This is a genomic window from Herbiconiux sp. SALV-R1 (genome assembly GCF_013113715.1).
Classification (GTDB): Bacteria; Actinomycetota; Actinomycetes; order Actinomycetales; family Microbacteriaceae; genus Herbiconiux.
The window spans coordinates 4,359,951-4,377,689 of the sequence record NZ_CP053344.1; the positions used below are offsets into that span (position 1 = coordinate 4,359,951).

The 17,739-nt window shown below is 71.2% G+C and carries 19 protein-coding genes and 1 tRNA gene; 10 read left to right on the forward strand and 10 right to left on the reverse strand.

All coding sequences use genetic code 11. The features are described from left to right. Positions 1-12: 12 nt before the first annotated feature. Positions 13-537: a flavin reductase family protein gene (locus HL652_RS20690; protein WP_171707051.1), complete on the forward strand. Its 525-nt coding sequence runs from the start codon at positions 13-15 to the stop codon at positions 535-537. Positions 538-546: 9 nt separating this feature from the next. Here the strand turns inward: HL652_RS20690 and HL652_RS20695 are convergent, their stop codons facing one another. The 3 genes from HL652_RS20695 to HL652_RS20705 all read right to left on the reverse strand — a co-directional run bounded on the left by HL652_RS20695 (position 547) and on the right by HL652_RS20705 (position 4,793). After that, positions 547-1,137, reverse strand: a complete 591-nt coding sequence (locus tag HL652_RS20695; protein ID WP_171707052.1) for a TetR/AcrR family transcriptional regulator — start codon at positions 1,135-1,137, stop codon at positions 547-549. Between the two features lie 5 nt (positions 1,138-1,142). Continuing rightward, a complete protein-coding gene (locus HL652_RS20700) occupies positions 1,143-1,610 on the reverse strand; it encodes a nuclear transport factor 2 family protein (protein WP_171707053.1) in 468 nt (155 codons plus the stop codon). 114 nt (positions 1,611-1,724) lie between these two features. Then, positions 1,725-4,793, reverse strand: coding sequence for a DEAD/DEAH box helicase (locus HL652_RS20705; RefSeq protein ID WP_171707054.1), 3,069 nt, complete (start codon positions 4,791-4,793; stop codon positions 1,725-1,727). Between the two features lie 98 nt (positions 4,794-4,891). Between HL652_RS20705 and HL652_RS20710 the strand changes: the two genes are divergently transcribed. Beyond that, a tRNA-Arg gene (locus HL652_RS20710) sits at positions 4,892-4,968 on the forward strand. A 94-nt stretch (positions 4,969-5,062) separates the two neighbouring features. After that, the gene (locus tag HL652_RS20715; RefSeq protein WP_171707055.1) at positions 5,063-5,782 is read left to right on the forward strand and encodes a DUF3800 domain-containing protein; all 720 of its coding nucleotides are present in this window, start codon (positions 5,063-5,065) and stop codon (positions 5,780-5,782) included. A 155-nt stretch (positions 5,783-5,937) separates the two neighbouring features. Here HL652_RS20715 and HL652_RS20720 read toward each other — a convergent pair whose 3' ends face one another. Next, positions 5,938-6,597: a DUF5701 family protein gene (locus tag HL652_RS20720; protein ID WP_253743528.1), complete on the reverse strand. Its 660-nt coding sequence runs from the start codon at positions 6,595-6,597 to the stop codon at positions 5,938-5,940. Between the two features lie 142 nt (positions 6,598-6,739). Between HL652_RS20720 and HL652_RS20725 the strand changes: the two genes are divergently transcribed. Next, positions 6,740-7,675, forward strand: coding sequence for a hypothetical protein (locus HL652_RS20725; protein WP_171707056.1), 936 nt, complete (start codon positions 6,740-6,742; stop codon positions 7,673-7,675). A gap of 69 nt (positions 7,676-7,744) precedes the next feature. On the opposite strand, the gene HL652_RS20730 is transcribed toward HL652_RS20725, so the two are convergent. The 3 genes from HL652_RS20730 to HL652_RS20740 form a co-directional block, all read right to left on the reverse strand. Further along, positions 7,745-7,906: a hypothetical protein gene (locus tag HL652_RS20730; protein ID WP_171707057.1), complete on the reverse strand. Its 162-nt coding sequence runs from the start codon at positions 7,904-7,906 to the stop codon at positions 7,745-7,747. A 114-nt stretch (positions 7,907-8,020) separates the two neighbouring features. After that, a complete protein-coding gene (locus tag HL652_RS20735; protein ID WP_171707058.1) occupies positions 8,021-9,271 on the reverse strand; it encodes an alpha/beta fold hydrolase in 1,251 nt (416 codons plus the stop codon). Continuing rightward, positions 9,255-9,551: a YchJ family protein gene (locus HL652_RS20740; protein ID WP_371743528.1), complete on the reverse strand. Its 297-nt coding sequence runs from the start codon at positions 9,549-9,551 to the stop codon at positions 9,255-9,257. The genes HL652_RS20735 and HL652_RS20740 overlap by 17 nt, the downstream gene beginning before the upstream one ends. A gap of 208 nt (positions 9,552-9,759) precedes the next feature. On the opposite strand from HL652_RS20740, the gene HL652_RS20745 reads away from it, so the two are divergent. Further along, positions 9,760-10,506, forward strand: coding sequence for an alpha/beta fold hydrolase (locus HL652_RS20745; RefSeq protein WP_171707059.1), 747 nt, complete (start codon positions 9,760-9,762; stop codon positions 10,504-10,506). Here HL652_RS20745 and HL652_RS20750 read toward each other — a convergent pair whose 3' ends face one another. Then, positions 10,507-11,139, reverse strand: a complete 633-nt coding sequence (locus tag HL652_RS20750) for a TMEM175 family protein (RefSeq protein WP_171707060.1) — start codon at positions 11,137-11,139, stop codon at positions 10,507-10,509. 158 nt (positions 11,140-11,297) lie between these two features. Between HL652_RS20750 and HL652_RS20755 the strand changes: the two genes are divergently transcribed. Further along, on the forward strand, positions 11,298-12,686 hold the full coding sequence (locus HL652_RS20755; RefSeq protein ID WP_253743530.1) for an MFS transporter: 1,389 nt from the start codon (positions 11,298-11,300) through the stop codon (positions 12,684-12,686). Between the two features lie 72 nt (positions 12,687-12,758). Here the strand turns inward: HL652_RS20755 and HL652_RS20760 are convergent, their stop codons facing one another. Next, entirely contained in the window at positions 12,759-13,679 is a 921-nt protein-coding gene (locus tag HL652_RS20760) for an aldose 1-epimerase family protein (protein ID WP_171707061.1), read from the reverse strand. 169 nt (positions 13,680-13,848) lie between these two features. Here HL652_RS20760 and HL652_RS20765 point away from each other — a divergent pair, with 169 nt between their 5' ends. The 3 genes from HL652_RS20765 (at position 13,849) to epsC (ending at position 16,060) form a co-directional block, all read left to right on the forward strand. Further along, positions 13,849-14,301 (forward strand): DUF4190 domain-containing protein, encoded by a 453-nt coding sequence (locus HL652_RS20765; protein WP_171707062.1) that lies wholly within the window; start codon positions 13,849-13,851, stop codon positions 14,299-14,301. A 195-nt stretch (positions 14,302-14,496) separates the two neighbouring features. Further along, positions 14,497-15,435, forward strand: a complete 939-nt coding sequence (gene cysK, locus HL652_RS20770) for a cysteine synthase A (protein ID WP_171707063.1) — start codon at positions 14,497-14,499, stop codon at positions 15,433-15,435. Positions 15,436-15,448: 13 nt separating this feature from the next. Then, a complete protein-coding gene (gene epsC, locus HL652_RS20775) occupies positions 15,449-16,060 on the forward strand; it encodes a serine O-acetyltransferase EpsC (protein WP_171707064.1) in 612 nt (203 codons plus the stop codon). A gap of 120 nt (positions 16,061-16,180) precedes the next feature. On the opposite strand, the gene HL652_RS20780 is transcribed toward epsC, so the two are convergent. Continuing rightward, positions 16,181-16,783: a TetR/AcrR family transcriptional regulator gene (locus HL652_RS20780; RefSeq protein WP_171707065.1), complete on the reverse strand. Its 603-nt coding sequence runs from the start codon at positions 16,781-16,783 to the stop codon at positions 16,181-16,183. A 125-nt stretch (positions 16,784-16,908) separates the two neighbouring features. On the opposite strand from HL652_RS20780, the gene HL652_RS20785 reads away from it, so the two are divergent. Beyond that, positions 16,909-17,685 (forward strand): SDR family NAD(P)-dependent oxidoreductase, encoded by a 777-nt coding sequence (locus tag HL652_RS20785; RefSeq protein ID WP_171707066.1) that lies wholly within the window; start codon positions 16,909-16,911, stop codon positions 17,683-17,685. Positions 17,686-17,739 lie beyond the last annotated feature (54 nt).

Below are 17,739 nucleotides of genomic sequence, written 5' to 3' on the forward strand. Positions count from 1 at the left end.
GAGCTGAGCACAATGACAATCGCACCAGACACCGCCCTGGCACACGGGCCCGCGTTCGACGCCCGTGTCTTCCGCGACACCCTGGGGCACTACGCCTCGGGCATCACCATCATCAGCGGCATCGACGAGGAGGGCCCCATCGGGTTCACCTGCCAGTCGTTCTACTCGGTCTCGACCGAGCCGCCGCTGGTGTCGTTCAGCGTGATGACGAACTCCACCACCTACCCGCGGGTGCGCGAGACGGGCAGGTTCGTGGTGAACGTGCTCGCGCACGACCAGCACACGGTCTCGAACCAGTTCGCGCGCAAGGGCACCGACAAGTGGGCCGGCATCGACTGGACGCCCACCGCATCCGGCAACCCCGTGATCGCCGACACGCTCATGTGGCTCGACTGCGACATCTGGGCCGAGCACGAGGCGGGCGACCACTACATCGTCATCGGGCGCGTGAACGAGATGAGCCCGGCCTCCTGGCACAAGGAGGAGCCACTGCTCTACTTCAAGGGCCAGTACCGGCACCTGCGCGAGGTGAGCTGACGCCTCCGCCTAGCGGTGGGAGCGGTGAGCTTCGAGTGAGACGAGGAGGCGCTGCTCGGCGCGGTCGACGATGCCGAGCAGCGTCTCGTCGCTGCCGTAAGCGCGGGCGAGGATGAGCCCGCCCTGGATGGCGGCCACCGCATCCAGGGCCTCGGTCGATGCCGCCTGCGGCGCGAGGCCGCCGGTGCGAAGGGCCTGCGCCAGCGCCTCGATCCAGTCGGTGAAGTAGGACTGCACCGAGTCGGTGAAGGCGGACTGCTCCTCGCCCAGCGTCATGGCGGCGAACAGGCAGATGCGTTCGCGGGAGACGAAGTAGCCGGCGACGGCGCGTGAGGACGCGGTGATGGCAGCCGCTGCTGTTGCTTCCTCGGTGGCGCGCAGAGGCGTGAACACCTGCTCGTCGAACCACGACCGCACCTCGTCGAGCACGGCGCGCGCCATGTCCTTCTTGCCGTCGGGGAAGAAGTGGTAGAGGCTGCCCCGCCCGATGCCGGTCTCCTGCTGGATGACCGACAACGAGCTGCCGTCGAAGCCGCGGGTGCGGAAGACGCCGGCGAGGGCGCGCACCGCGTCGGAGCGGTCGAGCACGGTTCTCGCCATCAGAATCAGAGCCCGAGGTCGCTGAGGCTCGGGTGGTCGGCGGGGCGGGGGCCCGAGGCATCCCAGAGGAACTGACGGTCGGATGCTCGGATGCCGACGTCGTTGATGCTCGCGTGCCGGTGCGTCATGAGTCCATCTTCGTCGAAGTGCCAGTTCTCGTTGCCGTAGGCGCGGAACCACTGGCCCTCCGCGTCGTGGAACTCGTAGGCGAAACGCACGGCGATGACGTCTCCGGTGAAGGCCCAGAGTTCTTTGATGAGGCGGTAGTCGAGTTCGCGCTCCCACTTCTGGGTGAGGAAGTCGACGATGGCGGGGCGCCCCTGCAGGAAGGTGGAGCGGTTGCGCCACCGGCTGTCCTCGCTGTAGGCGAGGGAGATGCGCTCGGGGTCGCGGGTGTTCCAGGCGTCTTCGGCGGCGCGCACCTTCTGCGCGGCGCTGGATGCGGTGAAGGGAGGGAGCGGTGGGCGGGTCATGATGAGTCCTTCGTTCGATACTGGTTGTACTGAATGGTCCATGCTGTACTGAACGGTACAACCACCGAAGACGCCGCGTCAAGAGCAGCCCTCGGCCCGCCGCGCTCGTGTGGCTCAGTCGAGGAGGGCGCGGATGTCGTCGGCCGTGAGGGCGCGGGAGAAGAGCTCGTCGTCGTCGAGCACGGCGTCGAAGAGCTTCGCCTTGTGCTCCTTGAGTGCCATCACCTTCTCCTCGATGGTGCCCGAGGCGACCAGACGGTAGACGTTCACCGGGTGGGTCTGGCCGATGCGGTGGGTGCGGTCGATCGCCTGGTTCTCGCTCGCCGGGTTCCACCACGGGTCGAGAAGGTAGACGTAGTCGGCCTCGGTGAGGGTGAGCCCGAAGCCGCCGGCCTTGAGGCTGATGAGGAAGACGGGCGCGTCGCCCTCGCGGAACCGCGCGATCACCTCCGGGCGCCTCGTGGTGGAGCCGTCGAGGTACTCGAAGCGGATGCCCTCCGTCGTCAGCCTCTCGGCGACCTTGCCGAGGTAGCCGGTGAACTGGCTGAACACCAGGGCGCGGTGACCCTCGGCGAGCACTTCGCCGAGGTGCTCGACGAGCGCGTCGAGCTTCGAGGACGGGATGTTCGTGTGGCCCTCGTCGATGAGGCTCGCGTCGAGGGCGAGCAAGCGCAGCAGGGTGAGCGAGCGGAACACGATGAAGCGGTTGCGGTCGAGGTCGTCGATGAGGCCGAACAGCTTGCGGCGCTCGCGCTGCAGCACAGTGTCGTAGAGGTGGCGGTGGGCGGGCGCGAGCTCGACCTCGAGCAGCTGCTCCTGCTTCTCGGGCAGCTCGGGGGCGACCTGGTCTTTGGTGCGGCGGAGCAGGAAGGGGCGGATGCGGCGCCGCAGCGTGTCGAGGGCGGCCGGGGAGATGCCGCGCTCGATGGGGCGCTGGAACTTCTCGGCGAACCGGGTGGCGGAGGGGAAGAGGCCCGGGGCGACGAGGTCGAACAGTGCCCAGAGCTCGAGGAGGTCGTTCTCGAGCGGGGTGCCCGTGATGGCCAAGGTGAACGGCACGTCGAGCTCGCGGGCTGCGGCGTGCAGTTTCGAGAGGTGGTTCTTCACGAACTGCGCCTCGTCGAGCACCAGCGCCGCCCAGGGCAGGCGGCCGTAGGCGCGAGCGTCGAGGCGGAAGAGGGCGTAGCTCGTGACCACGACGTCGGCTCCGCGGGCGAGGTCGGCGAGGGGGCGGGATGCCTTCTCGGTGGCGGTGACCGTGCGCACGACGAGTCCGGGGGCGAAGCGGGCGGCCTCGGCTGCCCAGTTCGCCACGACGGAGGTGGGGGCGACCACGAGGAAGGGCGGGGCGGCCGCGTCGGCGGCGGCCGCGGAGGTGGCCTCCTGCCGCGCGTGGGCGATGAGCGCGAGGGTCTGCAGCGTCTTGCCGAGCCCCATGTCGTCGGCCAGCACGCCGCCGAGCCCGTGGCGCCAGAGCAGCGCGAGCCAGTCGAAGCCCGCCTTCTGGTAGGGCCGCAGCTCGGCCCGGATCGTCGCCGGCACAGGCGTCGCCGGCACCTCCGCGTTCTCGTCGCGGAGCGCGGCCACCGCCGCCCGCCAGGCCGCCGCCTCGGGGCTCTGCTCGGTCAGGTCGTCGAAGGCGGGGATGGTGGCGAGCCGATGCCTGCTCACCCGGGGGCCGGTCTCCCACTCGTGCAGCGCATCCGCTTCGTCGAGCAGTTCGCGCAGGCGGTCGAAGGCGGGGTGGTCGAGCGAGAGGTAGCTCTTGTCGACCATGAGCAGCTTCTTCTGGCCTTTGGCGAGCGCCTTGAAGAGCGGACCGAAGGGCACGACGTAGCCGTTGATGTTCACCACGAAGCCGAGGTCGAACCAGTCGCGCTTCAGTGTCTCGACGGCGGTGAGGGTGACCTCGGGGTGCCCTTCGATCTCGCGGTAGGCCGGGCGCGTGCCGATGACGTCGACGCGCACGTCGTCGCGGGCGTCGAGCAGGGGCAGCGCCTTCTCGGCGAAGGCGGCGGCGTCGACGCCGCGCAGGGTGAGGGAGGGGCTCAGCGGGTCGACCGTGGGCGGGAAGCGGGTGAGCACGGCGTCGAGCTCGATCGCGAGCTCGGCGAGGATGCGCTGCTCGGCCTGCGGGTCGCGGTGGCCCGCCCAGTCCCAGTCGAGCTGCAGCACGTCGTTCGCGCGGAAGCGGGCGGCGAGCACGAGCAGCGGCGGGGGGATCTCGGGGAGCGCCACCGACGCGTCACCGCTCGTGACGGCGACGCCGCGCTGCAGCTCGGGGTAGTACTCGTCGAAGAACTGAGCGGTGTCGGCGGGAGGCACGCGCAGGGGTGCGCGGCCGAGGAGCCCGCGCTCCTCGGTGGTGAGCGGATGCGCGAGACGGGCGAGCACGATGAGCGGCCGCTTGGTAAGGCGGTAGAGGTAGACGCCGTGGTCGCCGAGGGGACCCGCGTTGTGGGCGGGGGAGCCGTCGGGGTCGCCGGCCACGCCCGGGGTGACGAGGGGATGCAGCACCACCGCCGACCCGGCCGTCGCCTCAGCGTCACGTCGCGCGTCGAGCGTGATCGTGGCCTCGGGTTCGGTGCGCACCTCGACGGCGCCGCCCCGGCTCGACGTGACGAGCTCAATGCCGAGCATGTCGGCCTCGGCGAGCAGTTCCCAGAGCAGGGGGCTGGCGAACTCGTCGAGGGTGACCCAGTCGGTTTCGGGCGGGAGGGTCTCGGGCCGGGTCGCCCGGTGCAGCGCGGCAAACTGGGCGAACCAGCGGTGGTGGGCCGGGTCGAGCCCCAGCCGGTTCACCTGGTGCGTGAACGAGCCCCAGGTGATGTTCGCCTTCACGTACGATCCGGATGCGCTGCGCACGACCGGCCGCACGCCCAGCCGGCGAGGTGGCCGGGTGGCGAGCGCGTCGGCGAGATCGTCGGGGTCGAGGTCGGTCGCTCTCGTGCCTGTGGCGTCTCTCGTGCCCGTGTCGTCGGCGTCATCGGGCGCGGCCGTGGCGGAGGTGGGCCCGCGCCAGCGGTCGTGCGAGCGCGGCTCGAGCGCCCGCAGCTCGAACTGCAACCCCATGGGGGTGAGCTTCTCTGCGCTGCCGGCCTCCGCATCCGCCCCGCTGAGCAGCGACCCCATGACGCTGCGCCACCCCGCCCGCGGATCGGGTCGTGGGGCGTGCGACGGCATGAACCCATGCTCCCACCGCCCCCCGACATCCCCGCTTTTGCCCGACCCCGCTGCGCGTGCTAGGCTCTGATACTCGTGCGGTGGGTAACCCGCACACTGCGCCCTTAGCTCAGCTGGATAGAGCGTCTGACTACGGATCAGAAGGCCAGGGGTTCGAATCCCTTAGGGCGCACCATCAGAAGGCCCCGATCCTCGATCGGGGCCTTCGCCATTCACTCGAGCCTCCACCCCGATATGATCATGTCTCATGTTCGGACAATGCGGGAGTCGTGGTGCTGGTCGCCTACCTGGATGAATCGACGCGGGGCGACGCGTTCTACTTCATGGGCGCGCTGATCGTCGACGACCAGGCCATCCGAGCGGTCGAGGTGGGTCTCGACCGCGTCGCAGGAATGATCGCCGCCGACGTCAGTGGCTTCGACCCGCAGGCCGAGTTCCATGGATTCGAGATCTTCCAGGGCAAAGGCGCGTGGAAGTGCGTGCCACTCGGCTGGCGAGTGAAGGCCTGCACGCTGCTGGCGAAGGTGCTCGCGAACTCGGGGGCGCATTACGTGTTCCGCGGTGTCGACCTCGCGGCGTTGCGGCGTACGTACTCCGACCCCTTCCCGGCGCACTCGCTCTGCACGGCTCACGTGTTCGAATCGATCGACCGGCTGCTGGCGCGGGAGTTCGGCTCCGAGATGGCGCTGGTGGTCGCCGACGAGCACCACTCGGCGCCCGACAGTCGACGCAATCTGAGGCAGTTCAAGGCGTCGAGCGTCTACGGTTACACGCAGGCGGCGGTGGAGCGTATCGCCGACACCGTGTACTTCGGACCGTCACACTCGAGCAGATTGCTCCAGCTCGCCGATGTCGCCACCTACTTCATGAACCGGCACCTCACCGTCGAAGAGACCGATCCCCGTGCTGCCAAGGCGGTGCGTGACATCCATCGACTGCTGATGAAGGCGTGCGTGGTGAATTACGTCTGGGTGCCCACGCGTCACTGATCCGATGAAGCGCCAGGTGCCGGACACACAGAACCCTCCGCGGTGGGCGGAGGGTCTGGCTGGTGCGGGAGGTGTGTCACGTCCTGCGAAAGCAATGATACCTCAGAATTGAGCGGCTGGCGTGGAGAGGGCACGACGCCGCCGGCACGCGGGGGTCAGCAGGGGGCGGCGGAGGCGAAGCCGAGCCAGGTGTGGCGGTTGGCGGCCCAGCACCAGCCGAGTTTGGGGGCGCCGCGGCGGGTGCGACCGTCGCGGCCGGTGCCGCCGGAGATCCAGATGGCGGGGGTGCGCGGGTCGAGGTCGCCGGCCGGGGTGCGGAGGCGGGAGCCGATGGTCATGGCGCAGAAGCCCGGCTGCAGCTGGTCGGGTTGCTGCAGCGGCCAGCTCACGCCCTCGTTCACCGTGAGGGGCCGGCGACCGCGCGAGGTGATCTCGGGCAGCGCCTCGTCGGGGCTCCAGTTGCGCAGCTCGTCGCCGCGCTCCACCTCGTGCACGAGGTAGAGCGGCCGAGCGGGGATGTCGATGCCGTCGAGCGGCGCGAAGTCGTCGAGGTCGGTGAAGTCGGAGACCACGAACCCGGGCCGCCCTGCACGACTGAGCAGGGGCACGAGCCGGCTCGCCGGCACCAGACACGGATGCACGACCAGGATCGACCTCGCACCACCCCGCAGCTCGGCGGCGTGACTGCGCAGCTCGTCGGCGCTGATGCCCGCCAGTTCGGGGAGTCCGAGGGCGATGAGCCGGTCGACCTGCTCGCGCACGGTCGGCGTGGTGCTCGTGGCGGTGGGAGCGGGGGCGGATGAGGTCAAGGACACGGGCGGCCCCTCTCGTCGTTCGTGCGGTGAGGGTGACAACCGTGCGCGCGCCGCGAAGCTTCCCGATCCGCCAGACTGGAGACCGCACCCGGGTCGGGTGGGAGCGACAGGCGGGAACGCCCGGTGGGAACAGGGGAGAGGCATGGACGGCGCGATCGCGGTGCTCGGCATCGCCGTGGTGCTGCTCGTCGTGACACTACTGCTGCGCCTCGCGCTGCACCGCTCGCCGGGCCGCCCGGTCGAGACCGCCCCGCAGGCCGGGCCTCTCGGGCAGGCCGAGCCGGCCGAGCAGGACGAGCAGGCGCGGCCGTTCGAGCCGTCCCCGATCCTCGTCGACGCCCTGCTCGCCGACCGCGACCGTCGAGCCGCCTCCGCAGTACTCGTCGACCTGGATGCGCGCGGTGCGATCGCCGTGCTCCGCCCCACGAAGGGCTCCGCGCCGGCCGTGCAGGTGCTCGACGCCGCCCAGCTGAGCGACGACGAGCGCGACATCGTCGCCGCGTACAACGGCGTGCGCGTCGACGAGTCGACGATGGAGGGCGGCAGGTCGCCCTCGCGCTGGCGCGACAGCCAGCGCGACCGGCTGTTCGACGCCGTCGAGGCCGCCTCCTGGAGCCTCTGGGAACGCGACCTCACGCGCATCCCGTTCCGCTGGCCGTCGCTGCTGCTGGTCGCTGTCGCGCTGCTCGGTGTCGCGGCCGGCGTGATCTGCGCCGTGCTGGTGGCTCCCGAAGCCGGGCCGCTGGCGGTGTCGAGCGCTGCAGTGGTGGTGTTCGGCGTCGTGGTGGCCGTGGTTCCGGCACGCTTCCGCCGGCCCCGCGCCGAGGCCGACGGGCGTCGCCAGGAGTTGGCGCGCATCCGCTCGCTCGTCGCCGCCGACGGCTCAGGATCGCTCGCCACAGGGGTGTCGACCGCGCACCTCGCCCTGTTCGGCACGCCCCCGCAGCTCGATGGCGTCACCGTCGGGCGCGACGCCGTGGCACTCACGACCCTCGTCAAAGCCGCCGACTACGGCAACGAGCGCTGGCGCCTGGTCTACTCCTTCATTGACTTCGCGAGCTTCTTCAACCGCGGCTGACCCGCGCACCCGCGCCCCCGCGCAGCGCCCAAGCCGCACCCGCGCAGCGCCGCAGCCGCAGCCGCGCCCTCAGTCGGCGTCGGGGTCCACCACGTCCGCGGTCGGCCCGGGCGCCTCGGGGTCGACCGTGCCGCCCTCGGTGACGTCTTCCTCGGGGGCGGGCCCCCCATCCGGTCGGGTCACGTCGCCGTCGGCGTCGGGGTGCGGGTTGTCGGGATGCTCGTCGCCCATGGGGTCTCCGTTCTCTCGTCATCCCACTGTGCACCGCCCGGCGCCCGCCCGCACGGGGTCACCGGATGCGCGTCACCACCCGAGCGCGAACGGTCACCGGATGCGCGGCGCGACTCAGGACGGCAGCCCCAGCGACCCCAGCCACCGCAGCAACCCCGGCAGGGCCCGATCGGCCACGAGGCCGTGGCCCGTGTTCTCGACGGTCTCGTAGGTGACCTCGGTGCCCGCGGCCCGCTGCTCGTCGACGAAGTCGGCCGTGATCTCGGGCCGCACGAGCTCGTCGACGTCACCCTGCGCCACGAACAGCGGCACGGGGAGCGGCTCGCCCGACGACCCGGGCGTGTTCTCCTTCAGCAGGGTCGCCCAGGGCTCGACGGTGCCCGGGTCTCCGCTGAGGAACCCGCCGATGAGGGGCGACCCGATGGCGTGCAGCTCCGAGTTCTGCCCGAGCAGGCACAGCTCGTTCATCGTCGGGGCGGCCTCCACCGCGGCCGGCGTGAGGATGGTGTCGAGCTCCGCCCCGGGGGTCGACGGTCCGTACACCGAGGCGTACGCGGTGAAGGCGTAGGCGCCGATGGTGACCCCGGAGACGTCGCCGATGTCAGCCTTCAGCAACGCCACGAGATCGGTCGCCGGTGCGGCGACCCCTACCGCCTTCAGCTGCAGCTCGGGTGCATACGACTCCGCCCGCTCGGCGGCGAACAGCGCCGCCTGCCCGCCCTGCGAGTGACCCCAGAGCACGAGCTCGTCACCCGCTCCCGCGCCGTCGAGGGCGCGCGCCGCGCGCGCGGCGTCGAGCACGTTGTTCCCCTCGGTCTCGCCGATGAGGTACGAGTCGGGCCCCTCGACCCCCATGCCCGAGTAGTCCGTCGCCGCCACGACGTACCCGGCGTCGAGCAGGTCGTCGAGCCCCTCGATGAGGTCGAACGGATCGATGCCGACCGAAGGCGCGCAGCGCGCCGCAGCGCCGGTGGTCGGATGCGCCCACGACACCACCGGCCGCCCACCCTGCGGCGGCTCGCCGTCGGGCGCCACCACGACCCCCGAGACCACGATGTCGTTCCCGAGCACGTCGGCGGAGTGGTAGAGCACCCGCCAGGCCACCGCTCCGGCCGGGGCGCTCGGGAGGGGCTCGGTGCGCAGGAGCGTGCCGGGCGCCGCCGCGGGCGCCGGGCTCGGCAGCGTGTAGAACGGTTGCTCGGTCGACTCCTCGACCGCCCCCTCCTCGAGACGGATGCCGGCGCTCCAGTAACTCGTGGCCAGCACGAGCCCCACCACGACCGCGACCGTCAGCCCCACCGCGAGCGCGGCGATGCCGACGACGCGACGCGTGCGACCTCGTCGCGGCTCAGGCTGCTCCGACATAGAACCACCGCCCGCCCTGCTTCTCGAACGCACTGCGCTCGTGCTGCTCCCCGCGTTCGGCGCCGCTCGCACCCCCGGTCCGCCGCGCGCGGTAGTGCGCGACGAACTCCACCACACCCGTGTCGTCACCGAGCCCACCGCCCTGCCGGTCGATCACGTCGAGGTAGAGCCACCGGATGCTCGGGTCGAGTTCCAGCACGGAGGGTCGCGTGCTCGGGTGCCAGCTCTCCAGCAGGTAGCCGGCGTCGCCGACGGCGAAGGCCGAGAACCGCGAGCGCATCAGCCGCTCGGCGGTCGGGGCCGCGGTCGCGCCGGAGTGGAACGGCCCGCAACACGCGCCATACCGCTCGCCGCTCGAGCACGGGCAGCGGGCCGAGTCGTCGAGCGGGGCCACACTGCTGTTCGGCGCTGGGGGAGGGGCGGATGCGGGCACCCCTCGATTATCGGACACCCGGTGCTCGGGCGACCCCGGGCGGTAGGCTCGCCGGGTGCCGCAGGTGGAATCGGGTGGGGTCGCGATCGACTACGAGGTGCTCGGCGACCCCGGGCGACCCGCGGTGCTGCTCGTGCACGGGTTCTCCGCGAACCGCGACTCGAACTGGATCCGCCCGCGCTGGGGCAGCGCGCTCGTCGAGGCGGGCTTCTCGGTGGTCGCCCTCGATCTGCGGGGCCACGGCCGCAGCGGGAAGCCACATGCGCTCGCCGCCTACGCGCTGCCTCGCTTCAGGGCCGACCTCGTCGCGGTGCTCGACGACGCCGGTGTGTCGGGCGCCCACGTGCTCGGCTACTCCCTGGGCTCGCGCCTGGCCTGGGATCTCGCTCTCGCGCATCCCGCTCGCGTGCTGTCGCTCGCCCTCGGTGGCCCGCCCGCCTCGGGCTCCTTCGCGGGGTTCGACCTCGCCGCCGCGAAGACGCCCGGTGCGGCAGCGCCCGGCACCGCGACCGCGCGCTACCTCGCGATGATCGACGGTGTGCCCGGCAGCGACCGCGCGGCGCTCCTCCGAGTGGCCGAGGCGGGGCGTCGTGCGGGCTGGTCGCCGCTCACCGCCGTACCCCCGCATCCACTGCTCTTCGTCGCGGGCGACGACGACCCCATCGCGCAGCCGACCCGTGAACTCGCGGAGCGCATCCCGGGCGCTGCCTTCGTCGGCGTTCCCGGCCGCGACCACATCACGACCATCACCTCACGCGTCTTCAGGCACGCCGTCGTCGAGTTCTTCGCGGCCGCGGGCTGATCACTCGGGCGGAAGCGTCTGACCGGGGTTGAGGCGCTTGTACCGGCGGCTGTAGGCGGCCTGCCCCGGGCCGGTGAGCACGAGGAGGAACAGCCACAGCAGGCCGAACTGGGGAACGGCGATCACCATCACGAACACCACGAGCATGAGCACGAGCGCGATGAGCGACGGTCCCATCCGGAGTTGACCCCTCACCGCCTCTGCCTGCAGGTGCGGGTTGCGGATGAGGATGAGCACCTGCCAGGCACCCGCCGCGGTGGTGAGCACCATCGTGCCGACGTAGAGGGCCGCCGTCGAGGGGTTGTTCTGGCCGGTGCTCGAGATGAGCTCAGTGGGGAACGGCAGGAAGACGATGGTGAGCAGCCACAGCAGGTTCACCCAGAGCAGCGCCGGGCTGTAGTCGATGACGTTCTCGTAGAGCCGGTGGTGGTTGATCCAGAACCGGCCGATGACGGCGAAGGAGATGATGAACACCAGGAACTGCGGCCAGTTGCTCTCGAGCATGTCGAGGACAGTGGTGTCTTTGAGGTCGGCGGCGAGGTCGACCAAGGGCAGGATGAGCAGCGTGATGGCGATGGCGACGACCGCGTCGCTGAAGTTCACCAGCCTGTCGAAACCCCGCTCGGTGTGCATTCCTTCATTATCGGGGAATAGCGGGGGCCCGTCCGCTGTTCCCTCCCCGGTAAAGTAGTTCACAGGGAGTAACCATCGAAGCCGACGATCCAACCGACAAGCCCTGGCTGAGCGACGACGAGCGCGCCAGGCTGAGCCGACCGGTCGATCAGCGCGCGGTGGTGTTCACACTCGCCTTCACGGGTCTCGTGACCGCGTTCATGATGACGCTGCTCGTGCCCCTGGTGCCGTCGCTCCCCGAGATCCTCGATGTCTCGGCGGAGGACTCGCAGTGGGCCGTCACCGTCACGCTCCTCGCCGCCGCCGTCGCCACCCCCATCTTCGGCCGCCTCGGCGACCTCTACGGCAAGCGCCGCATGGTGCTCGTGCTGCTCGGCCTCGTGGTGCTCGGCTCCGTCATCGCCGGGTTCGCCACCACGCTCGTGCCGCTCGTCATCGGTCGCGGCTTGCAGGGGGCCGGTATCGGCGTCATCCCGCTCGGCATCAGCATCCTGCGCGACGTGCTGCACCGCGACCGGGTGGGTGCCGCCGTGGCGCTGGTGAGCGCGACGCTCGGCATCGGCGGTGCGGTCGGGCTGCCGCTGGCGGCGGTGATCTCGCAGTTCCTCGACTGGCACATCCTGTTCGTGGTGTCAGGTGTGCTCGCGGTCGCCGGCTTCGTGCTGGTGTGGCGGTTCATCCCGGTCAGCACCCTGCGGGCCGAGGGCCAGTTCGACGCGGTGGGCGCGATCGGGCTCGCGGTCGCCCTCACCGCCCTGCTGCTCGGCATCTCCAAGGGCAACGGATGGGGCTGGGTCAGCCTCCCGACGCTCGCCTGCCTGGTCGGCGGGGTCGTCGTGCTCGCCCTGTGGACCTGGTACGAGCTGCGCTCGGCGAGCCCGCTCATCGACATCAGGGTCGCCACCCGGCGCACCGTGCTGCTCACCAACGCCGCGTCGGTGACGGTGGGCTTCGCGTTCTTCGCCAGCACCGTCGTGCTGCCGCAGCTGCTCGAGGCCTCGACCGGCACCGGGGTCGGTCTCGGGCAGAGCATGTTCGTGGCGAGCCTCTGCCTCATTCCGAGCGGCCTGGTGATGTGGGCGGTGTCGGGGCTGGCGGCGCGGCTCATCCGGGCGAGGGGTGCGCGCCTGAGCTTCCTGCTCGGGCTCGCCGTCATCGCCGTGGGCTACCTGCTCGCCGTCTTCCTCATGACCGAGATCTGGCACACCGTGCTCATCGCCACCGTGGTGGGGCTCGGCGTCGGGTTCGCCTACTCGGCGATGCCGACGCTCATCATGGGGGCGGTGCCGCCCACCGAGACCGCCGCCTCGAACGGACTCAACTCGGTGATGCGCTCGCTCGGCTCCACGGTCGCGAGCGCCGTGTTCGGCGTGGTGCTGGCGACGCAGACCGTCACGGTCGGAGACGTCACGACCCCGAGCGCGTGGGGCTTCCAGCTGTCGTTCATCGTCTCACTCGCGGCGGCCGCGGTGGGTGTGCTGCTCGTGATGCTCATCCCGCGCCGTCATTCGGCCTACGGCCGGGCGAGCCTCCCCGACGGCGACTGAGGCGGGGCTGCCCGCGCCCGGCTCGGGCCGCCCGCCGCGCCCCGCCCGGTGCGCCTCGCTCAGGTGCCCCGCTCAGAGGGCGGTGATGCTCCAGGATGCGGTGGTCGACTCTCCGGGGGCGAGGACGATGAGGTCGGTGCCGGAGTTGAAGGCGTCGGGCGGGCAGGTCATAGGCTCCACCGCGAGACCCGATCGGGCCGACTGGTCGGCGGTGTGCACCTGAACCCAGCCGCACTCGGCGCCGAAGCTCATCGCCACGCCCGTGCCCTGGGGAGAGGTGACGGTCACGGTCGCGAGACCGGTCTCGCCCGAGCGGGAGAGGGTCGTGAACGCGTGGTCGATGAAGGTGTCGGCGATGACCCGCGGTGCGCGGAAGTCGAACACCCCTCCGTCTTCGGTCGACACGTCGGCGAGGCCGATCGGGATGAGTCGCTCCTCCGTCACCGTGAGCACCTCGACGGCGGGGAGTTCGAGGGTCCAGTCGTCGACGATGCCCGGGCCCGCCACGAGGTACGGGTGCGGGCCGGTGCCGAACGGTGCGGGCCCCCGGCCCGAGTTCTGCGCGGTGACGCTCTGGTGCAGGCCCCCGTCGTCGAGCCGGTAGCCCACCTCGAGCTCGAGGCGGTGCGGGTAGCCGCTCTGCGGCTGCACCGTGGCGGCGAGGGTGACCGAGTCGACGGTGCGCTCGGTCACCGCGAAGTCGAGCCAGGCCGCGAGCCCGTGCAGGGCGTTGCCGCGCTCGGGTTCGGTGTGGGCGAGCTGCTGCGTCTCGCCGGCGAAGACGTAGCGGCCGTCGACCACACGGTTGGGCCACGGGGCGAGGGTCGCGCCGCGGTAGGCCGGTCGCGGCTCGTCGACCTCGAACGGCACGACCAGGTCGCGGCCGTCGTGCTGCAGCACGCGGAGGGTGGCGCCGACGGAGGCGATCGAGGCGCGGTAGGCGCCGCTCTCGAGGTCGATGCGGGAGCCGGAGAGGGGCCTTGCTGCAGACACGAGGGTGCTCCTTCGTCGAGGTCGTGGGGTACCCCTGAGGGCGAGCACCAGGCTACCGGGTAGCCCCGCCCCGTTTCAGCGCACGCCCGCCGAAAGCCGAGCCGAGAGCGGATGCTCGCGGTAACCTTCGAAGCACCTGCGATCACCCCGTGAGAAGGAGACGAGTGCCATGACCGATCAGAACCAGCCTCCGGTTCCCCCGCACCAGCCTACGCCGCCGTCCGCTCCGCAGTACCAGAGCGCCCCCCAGTACAACGCCGCCCCTCCGGTGGGCCAGCCCGGCGGGTACGGCGGTCAGCCCGCATCCGTGCCCGGCAAGGGGCTCGGCATCGCCGGTCTCATCACCGCCATCGCGGGGTTCTTCATCCTGCCCCTGGTCGCGCCGATCGCCGGCCTCATCATGAGCATCATCGCGAAGAACCAGTCCAAGCGTGCGGGCGTCGCGAACGGCCCGGCGAAGGCCGGTGTCATCGTGTCGATCATCGCCATCGTGCTCCAGGTCATCGGTCTCATCGTGCTCATCGTCGTGCTCGTCGCGGCGGCGGGCAGCATCGCCGAGGCCTGCGCCGAGCTCGGCCCGGGCACCCACTACATCGACGGCATCACCTACACCTGCAGCTGAGGCACCGCCGCAGCAGCTCTCGCGACGCGAGCGTCACCCGGCGACGGGGGCGCTCGCGTCGTCGTCTCCGCGGACCGCGACGGGCCACAGGACGGCGACGGATGCGCGCACGTCACACACAGGCGGCCCGGCCCTGCACGCCCTAGAGTTGGAGCGACGCTCCACGACTCAGACCGCTCCCAGGAAGACGCACTCATGCCCGCACGCATCTACGACGACGTCACCGCGATCGTCGGCCGCACCCCGCTCGTCCGCATCAACCGCCTCACGGAGGGCATCGACGCCACCGTGCTCGGCAAGCTCGAGTTCTACAACCCCGCGAACAGCGTGAAAGACCGCATCGGCGTGGCCATCATCGACGCCGCCGAGAAGGCGGGCGCGCTGAAGCCCGGCGGAACCATCGTCGAGGGCACGAGCGGCAACACCGGCATCGCCCTGGCGATGGTGGGCGCGGCCCGCGGCTACAAGGTCATCCTCACCATGCCCGAGACCGCCTCGGCCGAGCGCCGCGTCGTCATGCGCGCCTACGGCGCCGAGCTCGTGCTCACCCCCGGCCCCGAGGGCATCAAGGGCGCGCTGGCCAAGGCGCAGGAGATCGTCGACTCCACCGAGAACGCCATCCTCGCCCGCCAGTTCGAGAACGAGGCCAACCCGGCCATCCACCGCGCCACCACCGCCGAGGAGATCTGGGCCGACACCGACGGCGCCGTCGACATCTTCGTTGCGGGCATCGGCACCGGCGGCACCATCACGGGCGTCGGCCAGGTGCTCAAGGAGCGGAAGCCCCAGGTGCAGGTCGTCGGTGTCGAGCCCCTCGACTCGCCGCTGCTCACGCAAGGCACCGCGGGGCCGCACAAGATCCAGGGCATCGGCGCGAACATCGTGCCGCCCATTCTCGACCGCGAGGTGTACGACGAGATCATCGACGTCACCCTCGACGACGCGCTGCGGGTCGCCCGCGAGCTGGCCAGCGAGGAGGGCATCATGGCGGGCATCTCCTCCGGCGCCATCCTCTGGGCCGCGCTCGAGGTCGCGAAGCGGCCCGAGAACGCCGGCAAGACCGTCGTCGCCATCATCTGCGACCTCGGCGAGCGGTACATCTCCACTCCGCTGTGGGCCGGTCTCGCCGACTGAGCGGGGAGCGTTCGTGAGCGTCGCGCGACGTCTTCTCGCCCGGGTGCGTGAAGACGTCGCCGCCGCGCGCTCGCACGACCCGGCGGCGCGCAGTGCGATCGAGGTCGTGCTGTCGTACCCCGGGGTGCACGCGGTGTGGGCGTACCGGGTGGCGCACCGCTGGTGGCGGGCGCCCGGGCTCCGGCTGCCGGCGCGGTTGCTGTCGCAGTTCGCCAGGTTCCTCACCGGCGTCGAGATCCACCCGGGCGCCCGCATCGGGCGGCGGCTGTTCATCGACCACGGCATGGGCGTGGTCATCGGCGAGACCGCGGTGCTCGGCGACGACGTGATGCTCTATCACGGGGTGACGCTCGGCGGCCGCAGCATGCGCCGGGTGAAGCGGCACCCCACCCTCGGCGACCGGGTGACCGTGGGCGCGGGCGCCACCATCCTCGGGCCGGTCTCGATCGGGTCGGACTCGAGCGTCGGCGCGGGGGCCGTCGTGGTGAAGTCGGCGCCGGCCGGCTCGGTACTCATCGGCATCCCGGCGCGCGACGTGCGGGCCTCCGCCGGCATCGACGGCGCGGCGTCGCGGGAGTCGCTCACCGACCCCGCCGTCTACCTCGACCCGGCCATCTACATCTAGAAACAGGTGCGCCCGGCAGCGTCGCGCATCCGGTTGGTACCTCGGCCGTGCATCCGGTGATCCGGTGGCGTCACGCTGTGGCCGCGCATCCGCGGAAGGACTCGGCGCAGCGGGTCGCGCTCACGGGTCGCGGAGCCAGAAGGCGGGGGAGGCGGCGAGAATGAGCGCCGCACCGCGGTCGACGTCGAGCGGGTCGTGGCGCAGCCAGCGCTCGACGGCGCCGACGGTGCCCGAGGCGGCGTAGGCCGCGGTGATCTCGAGCGCCTGCCGGTCGTCGGGCGCGATCGCCTCGGGGAGGATGCTCGGGTGCACGAGAGCGTGCTCGACGAGGGCGTCGAAGATGAGCCGCTCGAGCTGGGTGCGCAGTTCGGGCACGAGGCCGACGGTCATGGCGTTGCGGTACACGGCGGCGTGGGCGCGCAGGTGCTGCAGCAGGGCGCGTTCTGACTGCCGCATGAGCGCTTCGCCGTCGAGGCGCTCGCCGGGGGCGAGCCGGCCGGAGTGCTCGTCGCGCACGGCCTCGATGGCGGCGGTGAGCTCGTCGCCGAGCGCCTCGGCGAGCAGGGTCGTCGGCGAGACGGCGTGCCGGTAGAAGGTGTCGCGGGTCACCCCGGCGGCGCGGCAGAGCTCGGCGACGCCGATCTCGCCCACGGGTCGCTCGGCGGCGAGCCGGTACACCGCATGGCGCAGCTGCTGCTGCGTGCGCTCGTACCGCGGATCCATGCGCTCAGGCTAGATCACCCGTGAGCGAAACCTGGGCATCCATCGGGCATTTCTGACACCTGTCAGAGAAACTCGTAGAGTGGAGACGGATGCGCCGCCAAGGCAGGCGACGCGGAAAGGCAGTCATGGCCCGCTTCGATTCCACGGTCGCCGTCGTCACCGGAGGCGTCTCCGGCATCGGCGCCGCGATCACCCGCCGCCTCGTCGACGAGGGTGCGAAGGTGTTCGTCGCCGACATCAACCAGGAGGCGATCGACGCCGCCCCCTCGACCTTCGGCGAGAACGTCGCGGGTCTGCGCACCGATGTCACCGACGAGACGGCGATGGAGGCGCTCTTCGCCGCGGCCGTCGAGCGCTTCGGCACGATCGATGCCGTCTTCAACGTGGCGGGCGGCTCGCGCCCCGGTCGTGTCGTCGACATGGATCTCGCGACCTGGGACTTCAACATCCGCCTCAACCTCTACGGCGCCTTCCTCGGCACGAAGCTGGGGGCGAAGCAGTTCCTCGCCGAGGGCAAGACGGGTTCGATCGTCAACATCGCCTCGCTCAACTCGCAGGTTCCCATGCACTTCGGCTCGGGCTATTCCACGGCCAAGGCCGGCGTCGTCATGTTCAGCCGCAACGCGGCGCTGGAGCTCGCCGGCGACGGCATCCGCGTCAACGCCGTGTCTCCCGGGCTCGTCTCGACCCCGCTCACCGGCGGACTCACCTCGATGCCCGGCGTCACCGAGGCCTTCCTCGACCGCATCCCGCAGGGCCGCCCGGCCGAACCCGAGGAGATCGCCGCAGTCGCCCTCTTCCTCGCCTCCACCGACGCCACCTACGTCAACGGCGAGAACATCGTCGTCGACGGCGCCTGGAACACCTCCGGCTACCCCGACCTCCGCCCCTTCCTAGCCTGAGGTATCCTCGACTCACGTGGCGGCTCGAGGGAGATTGGAGCCGACGTATCGTGC